13 protein-coding genes are annotated in these 14231 nt (G+C 73.7%); 5 read left to right on the top strand and 8 right to left on the bottom strand.

The genetic code is table 11. The annotated features are described in order from the left end of the window. The first annotated feature begins 15 nt into the window (after positions 1 to 15). Positions 16 to 1926: an AMP-dependent synthetase/ligase gene (locus ACZ66S_RS03250; protein WP_469899275.1), complete on the top strand. Its 1911-nt coding sequence runs from the start codon at positions 16 to 18 to the stop codon at positions 1924 to 1926. 61 nt (positions 1927 to 1987) lie between these two features. On the opposite strand, the gene ACZ66S_RS03245 is transcribed toward ACZ66S_RS03250, so the two are convergent. Continuing rightward, a complete protein-coding gene (locus tag ACZ66S_RS03245; RefSeq protein WP_469899273.1) occupies positions 1988 to 2386 on the bottom strand; it encodes a rodlin in 399 nt (132 codons plus the stop codon). A gap of 250 nt (positions 2387 to 2636) precedes the next feature. Between ACZ66S_RS03245 and ACZ66S_RS03240 the strand changes: the two genes are divergently transcribed. The 3 genes from ACZ66S_RS03240 (at position 2637) to ACZ66S_RS03230 (ending at position 4561) form a co-directional block, all read left to right on the top strand. Then, positions 2637 to 3029, top strand: coding sequence for a rodlin (locus ACZ66S_RS03240; protein ID WP_280851401.1), 393 nt, complete (start codon positions 2637 to 2639; stop codon positions 3027 to 3029). Between the two features lie 261 nt (positions 3030 to 3290). After that, entirely contained in the window at positions 3291 to 3518 is a 228-nt protein-coding gene (locus ACZ66S_RS03235) for a chaplin (RefSeq protein ID WP_053849904.1), read from the top strand. Positions 3519 to 3646: 128 nt separating this feature from the next. After that, a complete protein-coding gene (locus ACZ66S_RS03230; RefSeq protein ID WP_469899271.1) occupies positions 3647 to 4561 on the top strand; it encodes a chaplin family protein in 915 nt (304 codons plus the stop codon). A 62-nt stretch (positions 4562 to 4623) separates the two neighbouring features. On the opposite strand, the gene ACZ66S_RS03225 is transcribed toward ACZ66S_RS03230, so the two are convergent. Further along, positions 4624 to 5910 (bottom strand): NAD(P)-binding domain-containing protein, encoded by a 1287-nt coding sequence (locus ACZ66S_RS03225; RefSeq protein WP_469899269.1) that lies wholly within the window; start codon positions 5908 to 5910, stop codon positions 4624 to 4626. After that, the gene (locus tag ACZ66S_RS03220) at positions 5910 to 7256 is read right to left on the bottom strand and encodes a carboxylate--amine ligase (RefSeq protein WP_469899267.1); all 1347 of its coding nucleotides are present in this window, start codon (positions 7254 to 7256) and stop codon (positions 5910 to 5912) included. Before ACZ66S_RS03220 ends, ACZ66S_RS03225 begins: the two co-directional genes overlap by 1 nt. 122 nt (positions 7257 to 7378) lie before the next feature. On the opposite strand from ACZ66S_RS03220, the gene ACZ66S_RS03215 reads away from it, so the two are divergent. Beyond that, positions 7379 to 8692, top strand: a complete 1314-nt coding sequence (locus ACZ66S_RS03215) for a glycoside hydrolase family 26 protein (protein WP_469899266.1) — start codon at positions 7379 to 7381, stop codon at positions 8690 to 8692. A gap of 22 nt (positions 8693 to 8714) precedes the next feature. Here ACZ66S_RS03215 and ACZ66S_RS03210 read toward each other — a convergent pair whose 3' ends face one another. From ACZ66S_RS03210 to murJ, 5 genes are read right to left on the bottom strand one after another with little or no spacing between them, the layout of a single operon-like run. Further along, positions 8715 to 9812, bottom strand: coding sequence for a GNAT family N-acetyltransferase (locus ACZ66S_RS03210; protein ID WP_469899264.1), 1098 nt, complete (start codon positions 9810 to 9812; stop codon positions 8715 to 8717). Beyond that, the gene (locus tag ACZ66S_RS03205; RefSeq protein ID WP_469899262.1) at positions 9809 to 10468 is read right to left on the bottom strand and encodes a YveK family protein; all 660 of its coding nucleotides are present in this window, start codon (positions 10466 to 10468) and stop codon (positions 9809 to 9811) included. Before ACZ66S_RS03205 ends, ACZ66S_RS03210 begins: the two co-directional genes overlap by 4 nt. After that, positions 10465 to 11613, bottom strand: coding sequence for a glycosyltransferase (locus ACZ66S_RS03200; protein WP_469899260.1), 1149 nt, complete (start codon positions 11611 to 11613; stop codon positions 10465 to 10467). Before ACZ66S_RS03200 ends, ACZ66S_RS03205 begins: the two co-directional genes overlap by 4 nt. 1 nt (position 11614) lies before the next feature. Next, positions 11615 to 12367: a polysaccharide deacetylase family protein gene (locus ACZ66S_RS03195; RefSeq protein ID WP_469899258.1), complete on the bottom strand. Its 753-nt coding sequence runs from the start codon at positions 12365 to 12367 to the stop codon at positions 11615 to 11617. Beyond that, positions 12357 to 14009, bottom strand: a complete 1653-nt coding sequence (gene murJ / locus ACZ66S_RS03190; RefSeq protein ID WP_469899257.1) for a murein biosynthesis integral membrane protein MurJ — start codon at positions 14007 to 14009, stop codon at positions 12357 to 12359. The genes ACZ66S_RS03195 and murJ overlap by 11 nt, the downstream gene beginning before the upstream one ends. Positions 14010 to 14231 lie beyond the last annotated feature (222 nt).

Here is a 14231-nt window from a genome sequence, read left to right as displayed (position 1 = left end):
GACCGGGGAGCCACCATGGGCGTACGCAGGGATCTGAAGAGGGCGAAACACCTGGCGGGCCGCACCAGGGTCGAGGTCGTCAAGGACGAGAACGGCGTCGTACGCGAGGCCCGCACACCGCCCCTCGCCCCGCCCCCGACCACGGGCAGCATCGCCGACCTCCCCTTCACCAACGCGGCCGAGGCCCCCGACGCGGTGGTGCTGCACCGCCGGGACGAGACGGGCTGGCGACCGGTCACCGCCCGGCAGTTCGCCGACGAGGTCACCGCCGTGGCCAAGGGGCTGATCGCCGAAGGACTCGAACCGGGCGGCCGGGTCGCGGTGATGTCCCGCACCCGCTACGAGTGGACCGTCCTGGACTTCGCGATCTGGGCGGCCGGCGGCCGGACGGTCCCCGTCTACGCCACCTCCTCGGCCCAGCAGGTGGAGTGGATCGTCCGGGACTCCGGAGTCAGCCACTTCTTCGTGGAGACCGACGACAACCTGAGGACCGCGACCGCCGCCGGCCGGCCCTCGCCCGACCTGGTGCGCTACTTCCGGATCGACAGCCACGACCTGGCCGCCCTCAGGGCCAAGGGGCTCGACGTCCCCGACGAGGAGGTCACCAAGCGCCGTACCGCCCTGACCCCCGACACCATCGCCACCGTCTGCTACACCTCCGGCACCACCGGCCGCCCCAAGGGCTGCGTCCTCACCCACGCCAACCTGCACGCCGAGGCCGCCAACACCGTCGAGCTGCTCCACCCGATCTTCAAGGAGGTCACCGACCAGACCGCCTCCACCCTGCTGTTCCTCCCGCTCGCCCACATCATGGGCCGCACCCTCCAGATCGCCTGCCTGATGGCCCGCATCGAGATCGGCCACTGCCCCAGCATCAAGCCCGACGAACTGCGGCCCGCGCTCAAGGAGTTCCGCCCGACCTTCCTCGTCGGCGTGCCGTACCTCTTCGAGAAGATCCACGCCACCGGCCGCGCCACCGCCGAGAGGATGGGCCGCGCCGCCTCCTTCGACCGCGCCCACCGCGTCGGCGTCCGCTTCGGCGCGGCCTACCTGGACAAGTTCCTGGGCCGCGGCAAGGGCCCGGGCCTCGGCCTCTACGCCGCCTGGGGCCTGTACGACCTGCTGGTCTACCGCCGTATCCGCAAGGAACTCGGCGGCCGCACGCGCTACGCCATCAGCGGCGGCTCACCCCTGGACCGCGAGCTCAACCTGTTCTTCTCCGCGGCCGGGATCATCATCTACGAGGGCTACGGCCTCACCGAGACCAGCGCCGCCGCCACCATCGTCCCGCCCCTGGACCCGCGCCCCGGCACGGTCGGACAGCCCGTTCCCGGCACCGCGATCCGCATCGCCGACGACGGCGAGGTCCTCATCAAGGGCGGGGTCGTCTTCGGTGCCTACTGGAACAACCCCGAGGCCACCGACGCGGTCCTCAAGGACGAGTGGTTCGCCACCGGCGACCTCGGCGCCCTGGACGAGGACGGCTATCTCACCATCACCGGCCGCAAGAAGGACCTCCTCGTCACCTCCGGCGGCAAGAACGTCTCCCCGGCCGTCCTGGAGGACCGCCTGCGCAGCCAGGCCCCCGTGGGCCAGTGCCTGGTCGTCGGCGACAACCGCCCCTTCGTCGCCGCCCTGGTCACCCTCGACCCGGAGGCGATGACCCACTGGCTGTCGGTGCGGGGACTGCCCGCCGACACCCCCCACTCGGAACTGGTCGGGGACGAACGGCTGCGCGCCGACATCCAGAAGGCCGTCGACCACGCCAACGCGGCCGTCTCCCGCGCCGAGTCGATCCGCGCCTTCCGGCTGGTCGAGGGGGAGTTCACCGAGGACAACGGCATGCTCACGCCGTCCCTGAAGGTCAAGCGGCACGTGGTGACGGCGGCCTACGCGGAGGAGATCGAGGAGCTGTACCGGCGCTGACACGCCGAAGGGGCCGCCGAGATGCTCGGCGGCCCCTTCGGCCCTGACCGGGGGACCGGGATCAGCGACCGGCCTCTTCGGCGGTGGACAGGATCGACACGTCCTCCAGCAGGTGGGCCAGCGCACCGTCCCGCTTGGCCTGGGTGGAGTTCTCCGCACACTGCTGGGTCTGCTGGTCCGACAGGATCGGCACGTCCTGGACGTTGACGACCTGGAGCACACCGATGGGCAGGTCGCTGACGGCGATGCAGGGCTTGTTGAAGGAACCCTGGATCAGCGCCATCTGCGGGCTCATGTTCCCGTAGGTGCTCGAGTTGCCGAAGCTCTGCCACGAGCCGTTGCCGTTCGCCGCGGTCGGTCCCTGGTCGTTGCCGATCGCGAGTGCCTGCGGAGCCGCGGCGGCGGAGGCACCCACGGCGGACGCGGCGATGGCCGCGGTGGCAACAATCTTCTTGATCACTGGCCAGTCCTTTCTGAGGAAGCCCCGTGGACCGGAGCGTTCTGGCTAACTGCGGGCCCGCGAGGAGGTTTCTCCCGTTCACTCCGACGGCCGATAGCGCGGAGCACCCGGGAGCCCCGCCGGAACCCGGTCCCCGCCGGGCGTCCAGGACGCCGATAGGGCCAAAGGAGTGAACGCCCGCAACCATTCCGCACGTGCCGGGTTGATGTGGCCGTAGGGCATTGTGTCGCTACGAGGAAAGGAACGCGAAGTGCTTAAGAAGGCAATGGCCGCCGCGGCGGCCGCCGCTTCTGTCGTCGGAATGTCGGTGGCGGCAGCTCCGACGGCGCTTGCCATCGGCAACGACAACGGACCGACCGTGCAGAACGGTAACGGCGCCACGTCGTCGTTCGGCAATTCGGCGACCAAGGGTGACATGAGCCCCCAGCTCTCGCTGGTCCAGGGCACGCTCAACAAGCCGTGCCTCGGCCTGAGCGACACCAACGTCGGCGTCCTGCAGATCGTCAACGTCCAGGACGTCCCGATCCTGTCGGACCAGCTCACCCAGCAGTGCAGCGACAACTCCACCCAGTCCAAGCGGGACGGCGCCCTGTCGCACGTCCTCGAGGACCTGTCGGTTCTGTCGGCCGCCACCGAGGACTAAGGCGAACCCGACCGACCGGGCGGCCCGCGGCATTGTCTGCGGGCCGTCCGGTTTTTTGCGTGCCCCTTTCCCGTGCGGTCGAGGGGGAAATGAGTGACGGCACAGGGCAATCGAGTGAATTCTCCCGCGCCACGCGTTCGGTAGTTTCTCCGACGGCTATTCCTCGTTCTACAGCCTGCAGGTCATGGCGCGAGCCGTTCCGTCTGTGCTCGCTCGGTCACACGCCGACAAAGGGGCATGACCGCAGAGAAGGGAAATCTCATGAAGAAGACCGCCGCTGTCGCCGCGGGCGTGATCATGGCCTTCGGCGTGGCCGCCCCGGCCTTCGCGGACTCCGGAGCTCAGGGTGCCGCTGTCGGTTCCCCGGGCGTCCTCTCCGGCAACGTGGTCCAGGTGCCCATCCACGTGCCGATCAACGTGTGCGGCAACACGATCAACGTCATCGGTGCGCTGAACCCCGCGTTCGGCAACGCCTGCGTGAACGACTGATCGCGTAACGACTCAGCCGTACCGGCTGTCTTGGCCGGCCCTGGACCGCTCGATGCCGTCCGGGGCCGGCTTTTCCCACTTCTACAAGCAGGAAGACAACGAGATTGCGACAGACCCTGAGTAGGGGAATGGTCGCGGCCGCCGCCGCGACAAGCATTCTGTCCCTGTGCAGCAGCCCTGTCCTCGCCGACACGCACACCAGCGGGGTCGCCACGGATTCGCCCGGCGTCCTGTCCGGCGACAGCGTGGCGGCGCCCGTCGAGGTGCCGGTCAACGCCTGCGGCGACTCCGTCGACGCGGTCGCCGGACTCAATCCGGCCTTCGCCAACTCCTGTGCCGTCGAGCCGGGTTCGGGCAGGCACGACGCCCGCGGTCCGCGTCACGGCGACGACGGCCCGGGTTACGGCGACTCCGGGCACCAGGGGGACGGCGGGTACGGGGACGACTCCGGCGAGGAGGGGGGCGGCGGCTACGGCGACCACACACCTCCACCGGGCGGCCACCACACGCCCCCGCCCGGCGGCCATCACACGCCCCCGCCCGGTGATCACCACACGCCCCCGCCGGGTGACCACACGCCTCCGCCCGGTGGGCACACGCCGCCTCCCGGCGGTGGGGAGCACACGCCTCCGCCCGGGGACCATCACACGCCCCCGCCCGGGGACCATCACACGCCCCCGCCGGGTGACCACACTCCGCCTCCCGGTGGGGAGCACACCCCTCCGCCCGGCGACCACACCCCGCCTCCCGGTGGGGAGCACACGCCTCCCCCCGGTGGGCACACGCCTCCCCCCGGTGGCGAGCACACGCCCCCGCCCGGTGGCGAGCACACTCCGCCTCCCGGTGGGCACACTCCGCCTCCCGGTGGCGAGCACACCCCTCCGCCCGGTGGGCACACGCCTCCCGGGGGTCACCACAGGCCTCCGCCCGAGCTGCCGCACACCGGTGCCGAGGCCATGCTGGCCGCTTCCGGTGCCAGTGCCGCGATGATCGTGGGCGGAGTCGTCCTGTACCGCCGCGGCCGAGCCGCCTCCCGCCGTTAGCGCGCCGGGTGCCGGACCGTCAGCGTCCGGCACCCGCGGCCCGGCATCCGGGGCCGACGGCGTCAGCCGCGTGCACCCGCCGACGCCCCGCTGTGCCCCCGCCTCCCCGGCGCCGGTACCGCCGCGCCCACGCCCCCGGCCCGCAGCCGGTGCCGCACGCCCCGTACCAACGTCCCCGCCGTGTAGGCCGCCCCGTGCACGAACCGCATCGCCGGGCCGAACCCCGGTGCGGTGATCAGGCCGGCCAGGAAGAGGCCCGCGTGCGAGGACTCGAAGGCCGAGGTCACCCGGGGTGAACCGGCCGAGCCCGTCACCAGGGCGGCGCGCAGATCGGGGGAGAGCAGGGTCAGCCGGTCACAGGTGGCCGTGAACCCCGTGGCCGCGACGACGTGGTCGGTCTCCAGGGCCGACAGGAGACCGGGTCCCTCGCCGCCGTCGCGGTGCACCACCTCCAGCCTGACCCCGGCTCCGTCCCGCACCGACCGGGCCGCCGCCACCTCGTGCCCCGGCAGCACCTCCACCGCGCTCTCGACGCGGTCGCGCACCCACCAGGCGCCCGCCGGGCCGAGTGCCGTAGCCGCGACGCGGGCCCGGGTCGGCTCCGGGAGGCGGTGGAAGAGGCCGGGGCGCTCGGCGTAGAACCAGTTGCGCCAGCCGCAGCCCAGGCCGCTGTGCGGGGCCCGCGCCGACTGCCACCAGGGCCGTTCCCACGGCGGTGGGACGTCGTTCCAGAACAGGCGGTCGGCGCGCACCAACACCCGCACCCGCGTGCCCTGTTCGGCGAGCAGGGCCGCGGTCTCCAGGGCCGCCTGGCCGCCGCCGACGACGGTCACGTCCCGGCCGCGGAAGCGGGAGAGGTCGCTGTGGTGGCTGCTGTGCGAGACGAGGGACGCGGGCAGACCGCGCAGGGCGGGCGGGATCTCGACGAAGGGGAGCACACCGACCGCCAGGGCGACGGTGCGGGCGTGCAGGACCTGCCCGTCCTCGGTGACCGCCTCGAAGCCGCCGGGGCAGGGGGCCACCCGGGTCACCGTGCGTTCGTCGACCTCGGGCGCCGCGTTGCGTGCGAACCACAGGCCGTACTCGGCGAAGGTCTCCACGGGGATCGGCTCCCCGTGCCGGGCCGCCGTCCCCCGGTCCGCGCAATACCGGTCGAGCTGCCAACGCCCCGCCGGGTCGGAGAGGTTGGAGGCCCAGGGCTCCGACTTGAGGAACATGCCGCGGGGCATGTGGTCGCGCCAGGACGCCATGGGCCGGCCGAGGACGCGCAGTCTGAGCCCGGCGGCCGCGGCGTGGGAGGCGATGGACAGGCCGTACGGCCCGGCGCCCACCACCAGCAGGTCGTACATCAGCAACTGCTCGCTTTCTCGTCGCAGACGCCGTCGGAGACGTTGCCGGACAGCTCGGAGGACAGCTCGGAGGACAGCTCGGATGACAGGTCGGGGGACAGGGCGTCGGGCAGGTCCGGTGGGAGGGCTGGGGACAGGACCGGGGGCGGCGAGTCCGTGGAGCGGGCGGTGGCGGAGGCGCGCGCCAGCAGCCGGCCCGACACACGGCGGGCCCACAGCCCCCACAGCGCCCGCCCGGGACCCCGGTCGTCCCGTGCGTTCCAGGCCAGTTCGCGGCCGGCGGGAGGGGCGGGCCGCAGCGCGGTCAGCGGGGCGTAGTTCTCCACCACGAACTCCCGCCCCGGCAGCGGCACCCCGGCCGGCAGCGGACGGTGGGTCAGGTCGAGGTGCAGGGCGCGTACGACGTCCAGCCCGGCGCTGTCCGTGAAGAGCCGGAACTGCGCTCCGGGGCGCGGGTTGAAGTCGAGCAGGTGATAGCGCCCGGTCGCGCCGCAGCGACGGAAGTCGAGGTCGAGGATGCCGCGGTAGCCGAGCGCGCCCGCCAGTTGCTCGGCGAGCAACTGCACCCGCGGGTTGGGTGTCCAGCGGCCGACCGCCGTCAGCCCGGCGCCGCGTGGCCAGGCCCGGGTCTTCACGCCGGGGCCGCCGGCGCACACGGCCCCGGAGCGGTCGGCGTACCCGTGGAAGAACCAGTCCCGGTCGGGGCCGGGCGGCAGGAACGCCTGCAGCAGCAGCCGGCTGCCGGCCTCCGCGGTCCGCAGGTACAGGTCCCGCGCCTCCTGCGCCGAGCGGACCACGACCGTGCTGCGCAGCCCGGACCCGGCGGGCAGCAGCCAGGGGCGGCTCCACTTGGCGACCACCGGGAGCCCGAGTCCCCGGGCGGCGCGCACGGCGTGCTCCGCGCTCTCCGGGAGGACCGTCTCGGGATGGGGCACGCCCGCCGCCGCGCACACCTCGGTCAGTTCCGCCTTGTCGGCCACGCGTTCGGGCAGCGCGCCCGGCTGCTGGGGCAGCAGGTAGGCGGGGGCCAGTTCGTCCCGCAGTCGGCCCACCGCGATGGCGCTCGCGTCGTCCATCGGGATCAGCACGGCCGGGCGCGCGACACCGTTCGCGATCCGGCGCAGGGCGACGGCGATGTCACCGAGGGAGGCGCCGGGTGGCGGCGGGGGGTGGATCTGCCGTACGAACCGGGATGCCCGGACCGGACTCCCGGTGGAGTCCGCGACGAGGTGGACATGGACCCCCGCCCGGCCGAGTGAGCGTACGGCCCCCAGTGTTCCGTGGTGAAAGGGGTTCCGGTCGATCCGCAGCAGGACGGCGGGGACACGGGTGTCGAGCAGCGACACGGGCATTTCCTTCGGGTGGTTTCACTCGGGCGGGCCATCGGTGCACTCGAAAGCCGCAACCGCGGTGGCGTTGGTCATATTGATGTGACTGAGTGTCAGTTATCGGAGAGAAAGGAGCAGGCATGTCCTCACAGCAGCGAGGAGCCCGTTCCCGACGACTGGCGGTCACCACGGCGGCGGTCGCCGCGGCGGTCGTCCTGGCCTCGGGTCCGGGCTTCGCCGCGGGGACGGCGCGGGTCGCCGATCCTCCCGCTCCGACACCCACGCTCACCCCGCCGGTCCCGGCGCCGACGCTCACCCCGCCGGTGCCCTCGGTCACGCCGGTTCCGCCGGTCCCGGTCCCGCCGGTGAAGAACGTCCCCGCCTTCGGCGCCTACCTCGACTACGGCCCCCGCGGCGTGGCCCGCATCGCCGAGCTCAGTCACTGGCTGGGCGGTACCGAGCTGCGCGTCGGGCACACCTATCTGCCCGGCGACCGCTGGAGCAACATCGAGGGCCGGTACGGCTTCCTCGACGTGTGGGCGGACTGGCGCACCCGGCAGGCCGACCGGATGCTCGTCCTCAACGTGCCGATGATGGAGCGCAACGAGGAGAACGTCTCCGACGCCGAGGTGCGGCGGCTGCTGCGCCGGGGCGCCGCCGGCGAGTTCGACCGCCACTTCCGGGTGCTCGCCGAGCAACTGGTCGAGCTGAAGGTGCCGGACACCGTCCTCGTCCTCGGCTGGGAGATGAACGGCACCACGTACACCCACCGCTGCGGGCCCGACCCGGAGACGTGGAAGACGTACTGGAAGCGGATCGTCACCACGATGCGCGCGGTGCCGGGCCAGAAGTTCCGCTTCGATTTCGCTCCGAGCCGCGGCCGGGACGCCGTCCCCTGGACGGAGTGCTACCCCGGGGACGACACGGTCGACATCATCGGAATGGACTCCTACGACCAGCCGAGCGGACTGTCCTTCGAGGAGCAGGTGAAGGAGCCGTACGGCCTCCAGCACCAGGTGGACTTCGCGAAGGCGCACGGGAAGCCCGTCTCCTATCCGGAATGGGGGCTCTTCCGCAACGGTGACAACTCCGCGTACATGCGGGGCATGCTCGCCTGGATGGACGCGCACAAGCCGCTGTACAACACGCTGACGGACTACTGCCCGCACGGCGTCTGGCAGTGCGCCGACAACCCCCGGTCCTCGCAGGTCTACCGGTCCGTGCTCTCCGGCCGCCCCGACGCCCCGACCCCGGAGCCGACCAAGCCCGGCGGAGAGACCACACCCCCGACACCCACGACACCTACGACACCCACGGCACCGGTCACCCCGACCGCACCGGCCACGCCCGTGAATCCGGCCAACTGCTCGCCGCTGCAACTCGGCGACTGGGTCGAGTACTGGCTCGGCGGGAAGTTGTGCGTGCGCCTCGACTGGTGGTCGCGCGGCCGCTGACGCCGAGACGGCGACGGGTCGGTCACGGCCCGTCGCCACCGCGCTCCCTCCAGCGTCGCAGCAGTTCCTTGCCCCGCCGCCGGGCGGCCACGTCGCACAGCGTCGCCGACAGCAGTGGCGCGGTGCGTCGCCGGGCCAGCAACAGCCTCTGGTTGACGACCGGTTCGGGACGCCAGTGGTGCTTGTAGGGCTCGTTGCCGCGCAGCAGGCTCAGGGTGCCGCGCCCGCCGGTCCGGGTGTGCTCGGCGCACGCGTCGAGCAGCATCACCGCCACGTCCGCCTTGCTCTCCCGCAGCCTCGGGTGGGCGCCGTACAGGTAGCCGCCCGCCAGCCGGTGCGACAGCAGTGTCAGGTCCACGGCCACCACGTCCTCGCCGAGCCGGAACTCGGTGACCACGGCGTCCCCCGACCGCACCATCGGTCCGACCGAACGCACCAGGTGGTCGCAGAACCGGGGCCGCAGATGCTCGGAGGTCACCTTCCGCCCCTGCCACTGGAGCCGGTGCAGCTCCAGCAGCCGCCGCAGCGCGCTGTCGACCTCCTCCGGCCGCACCACCTGACGTTGCACGCCGAGCGCGGTCAGCCTCCGCAGCTTGGCCCGCACCCGCTGGGCCTTCGCCGAGGGCAGCCGGGCGACCAGTTCGTCCATCGGCACGGCGGGCAGCTCCAGGCAGAGCGAGTCGCTCACCCGGCGGCGCGGGCCGTGCCAGCGGTCGTAGATCCGCTCGGCGGCGCCTCCCGGCCGTACCTCGCGGAGGTCGATCAGCGCGGTGCGGGCCGCCGCGGCGAGCCCCTCGGTGAGGGCGGCCACCGCCTCCTCGCCGCGCTCGTCGTCCAGCAGCACGTCCCCGTAGTCGGAGATCGCCCCGCCGAGCGGCACGAGCGTCGGCACCGGACGCCGCACCCGCATCAGCGGGGCGGCGGCGACGAGTTCGCGGCCGTCGCGGACCAGCAGGAGGCGCAGCTTGCCGCGGCTGCCGTAGGACAGCCACCACGAGTGCAGCCAGGCGTGGTTCTGGAACGGGGTCGCCGCCGCGCACCTGCCGTACAACCGGCCCCAGTCGGGGGCGAGTTCGGCGAAAGCGGTGTCGTCGGTGACGAGTTCCACGGAGTACGTCACGGCTGTCCGTGGACGTCGGCGGCGGTGGCCGGGCTCGGCACGGACGGTGGCCGTACGGGTTCGCCCGTGACGGTCCGCCGGGGCCGGACCAGCAGCACCAGCCCGCCGAGCAGACCGCCCGCGCTCGCCCCGACCAGCCCCGTCACCTCGGGCGACGCCGAGGACGGCCCGCCGGGACGGACGGCGCGGGCGAACTGCTTGAGCTCGACGTGGGTGTCGGCCTGCGAGTCGTTCGCGTGCCGGGTCAGCGCGCGCGAGACGGCGTTGGCCATGTCGGCGGCCAGGTCCGGGCGGGAGGAGGTCGCCGTGATCGCGACCATCGGCGCGTCCGGCGAGGTCGCCGTCTGCACGCTCGACCGCAGCGTCTTAACCGGCACGCCAGCCCACACCTGCGCGTCCCCGAGCACCGCGAGCTGGGTGGCGACCCGGCCGTAGGCCTGTGCGAAGCCGAGCGCGGTCGCCGAGTCGGACCGCTCGGTCGGCACGGCGACCACATAGCTGGTGGCCGTGTACGTCGGCGTCCTGACCAGGCCGTACGTGCCGCCGAGTAGACCGCCGGCGAGGACACCGGCCGCGAGCAGGGACCAGGCCGGCAGCGACCTCGTGCGGGTGAGGGCGCGGTACGGGCGGCGGGCGCCGGTGGGATTCTCGGTCATGAAGAGCTGACTCCGTGAGGTGACGGGGACGAGGAGTGGGCCGCCGCGTAGACGTCCATGAGCAGCGCGGCGCTGCGGGCGATGCTGTAGTGGTGGGCGGCGTCGGGCGCGGTGCGCGGCAAAGGGCCCTCGGTGCGGGCCGCCGCCAGCGCCCGGGCGAACGCGTCGGGGCCGCCGCCGGTCACCCGGCGTGCGCCCGGCGCGGAGTGCGGGGGCAGGTCCTCGACCGCCGGGCAGGCGGCGTAGCGCACGGGCAGTCCGGCGGCGAGGGCCTCCACGACGGCCAGGCCGAACGCCTCCTCCGGGCACGGCGAGGCGAGCAGGTCCATCGCGGAGGTGAGCGAGGGGAGGTCGGGCCCCGGGGAGCCGTCGGGCACGCAGGGGCGTTCGCCGGTGAACAGGACCCGGTCCGCCACCCCCGCCGCGTGCGCGGTGCGCCGCAGGACGTGCTCCTCCGGCCCGCCGCCCACCAGCAACAGCCAATAGTTGTCCGGGAGTTGGGCAATAGCGCGAATGAGTACGTCGAACCGCTTGGCCGTCGTGAGACGGCCGATGCCGCCGACGACGTACGCCGTCTCCGGCAGTCCGAGCCGCTGGCGGGTGCGCAGCCGCCGCGCCGGGTCGAAGCGGAAGGGGGCCAGGTCGATGCCGTTCGGGACGACCTCGATCCGCGGGGCCGGCACCCCCCAGCGGCGCAGCCGGTCGGCGACCGTGGGGGAGACGGCGACGGTGGACCGGCCGAGCCGCTCGCTGGCCAGGTACAGCGCCCGGACGCCCGAGGTGAGCTGGCGCCCCTCCATCTGCGAGTCGCCGAGGGAGTGTTCGGTGGCCACGACCGCCCTGACCCCCGCGAGGCGCGCGGCGAGCCGGCCGTACACGCAGGCACGGTAGAGATGGGTGTGCACGAGGTCGTAGCGGCCCCGGCGGATGTGCCGGACCAGCCGGGGCAGCGCGCCCAGGTCGCGGTTGCCGGCCATGCCGAGGTGCGTGACCCGCACCCCGTCCGCGGCGAGCCCGTCGGCGACCGCGCCCGGGTTGGTGAGCGTCACGACCTCGCAGTCCACGGGCAAGTGGCGCAGCAGCAGCCGCAGTTGCTGCTCGGCGCCGCCGACTCCGAGGCCGGTGATGATGTGCAGGGCCCTCATGTCACAGACCCTCCACGGGACGCCGCCGCAGCCGGTGCAGCCGGTACTTCAGGAACAGGCGTACGGAGTCGTCGTTCTGCCCGATGTGCAGGCGGGGCAGGGCGAGCGGGCCGGTGAGCGGGCCCGGGTCGATGGCGCAGGCGTAGCGGTACCCGGCGCTCCGGACGGCCTCGACGGCCCGCTGGTCGAGCGTGCCGTAGGGGTAGCAGAAGCCGTCCACCGGAGCGCCGAGCAGGTCCTCCAGGGCGGCCCGGCTCTCGACGACCTCGGCCTTCAGCCGGAGGTCGTCCGCGGTCGTCAGGTCGATGTGGGTCAGCCCGTGCGAGCCGATCTCGATGCCCGCCCGCGCCGCCTGCCGGATGCCGTCCGCCGTCAGCAGCGGCTTGCGCGGGCCCAGCGGGTCCCAGGCGTTGTCGCCGCCGAGCCGGCCGGGCAGCACGAAGAGGGTGGCGCCGAAGTCCAGCCGCCGCAGCACCGGCAGGGCGTGGTCGACGAAGTCGGCGTAACCGTCGTCGAAGGTGAGCCCGGCCAGCCGCCGGCCCTCGCCGCGCGCGCGTGCGGCCAGCAGCTCGGCCATGGACACGCCCCGCACCCCCCGCAGGGCGAGCCATCTGAGCTGCCGCTCCAGTTGGTCGGGTGTGACGGTGATGCGGTACGGGTCGTCCGGGCAGTCCGTCACCGAGTGGTACATCGCCACCCAGGGAGCGGAACCGCGGCGGGGCGCCGTGCGGGTGCCGGCGGAGTCAACGGCCATGCGGGAGCCTTCGGGTGAGGGTACGGGCGGCGGCCCGTACGGAACGGAGGGCGGGTGCGAAGCCCTGGGCGCCCAGGGCCAGGCCGAGCAGGACGAACACGGCGGTCGCGGTCGCCGCCCCCGCCAGGAGCCCCGGCAGCGGCTGAGCGGTGCGGCTCGCGACGAGCCACCCCGCCGGTGTCGCGGCCACGGCCGCGCACACCGGCCGGCTCAGCTCCGCGAGCACCTGCCGGGTGCGGACCGGGATGCCGCGCGGGACGCCCCGGTACGTCGTCCCCATGCCGGCGAGCAGCAGGGAGGCCGTCACGGTGATGCCGGCGGCGTTGGCGGCGGCGATCCCGGACACACCCCAGGGGCCCACCGCCCAGGCGCCGGCCGACGAGGTGACCACGATGCCCGCGGCCATCGCGCAGACCGGGTACCAGGTGGGGCGGCCCGCCGAGAAGTACGAGCGGATCAGCGCGCCGACCAGGGTCTGGCCGAGCAGCCCGAGGGCGTACACGCGCATCACGCCCGCCGTGGCCGCCGTGTCCCGGGCGGTGAACGCGCCGCGCTGGAAGAGGACCTCGATGATCTGCGGGGCGCAGGCGATCACCGTGGCCGCGCCGAGCAGCACCGTGCAGGCGGCCAGCGCCAGGTCCCGCTCCACGCGGGCGCGGGCCCGCTCGGTCTCCCCGTCGGCCAGGGCCCGCGCGACCACCGGGAAGGTGACCGTGCACAGCATCAGCGACAGGGTCATCGGGATCTGGGCCACCTTCTGCGCGTAGTTCAGGTGCGAGATGGCCCCGGCGGGCAGCGGTGAGGCGAGGAAGCGCTCGACGAGGACCTGGGACTGCCGGCACAGCGCGAACAGCAGCACGGTGGCCACGAGCGCCAGCGTCACCGCCCGGTCCGGGGTCTCCGCGGGCGCCTCCCGCCGCACCGGGGAGTGCCGCAACCGCCGCCACACCGCGGGGAGTTGCACCACGACCATGAGGGCACCGCCCACCGCGACACCCGCCGCGGCCGAACGCACCCCCCAGGCGCCGCCCAGCACGAACATCGCCGTGATGATGCCGGCGTTGTACGCCACGTAGATCGCGCCCGGCATCAGGAACCGCCGGTGCGCCCGCAGCACCGCGCTGCAGTACCCGGCGAGCCCGAAGCTCAGCACGCAGGTCGCGGTGAGCCGGGTGCAGTCCACGGCCAGGCCGGGGTCGGGCAGGCCCGGCGCCAGGGCCTCGACCAGGTAGGGGGCGGTCGCGACGATCAGCGCGGACGCGGCGACGAAGACCAGGGTCAGACGGGGCAGGGTGGCGGCGACCAGGGCCCGGACCGGGTCGCCGGGGGCGCCCTGGGCACGCCGGGCCAGGGCCAGGCTGAACGCCGGGATCAGCACGAAGGCCAGCCCGTCCTCGATGAGCAGCGTGGCCGCGAACTCCGGCACGGTCCACGCCACCAGGAAGGCGTCCGTCCCGCTGCCGGCCCCGAACAGCCGGGCCAGCGACTGGTCACGGACCAGCCCGAGCAGCGCCCCGGCGACGGACAGGGCGGCGGTGACGGCGGTGGCCTTGGCGAGGAAACGGCGGGACACGGGCGGCAGTTCGTGAGCCCCGCCCGGCGCCACGTCCGCGCCCCGGGCCGAAGGAACGGCGACCGGCATGCCACCGGGTCCCCGGGTGCCCGGCCTGTCACCGGGTCTCCAGGTGCTCGGCCCGTCACCGGTTTCCCGGGTGCTCGGCCCGCCACCGGTTCTCAGGGAGAGCGGCCCGCCCCCGGTTCCCCGGGTGATCGGCCCGTCATCGGTTCTCAGGGAGAGCGGCCCGCCACCGGCTCCCCGGGTGACCGGCCCGTCACCGGTTCTCAGGGGGAGCGGCTCGTCACC

Source organism: Streptomyces sp. NPDC107471 (assembly GCF_055582845.1).
Note: the sequence above shows the minus strand (reverse complement) of the source record. Positions and strands in the feature narration are given on the sequence as shown.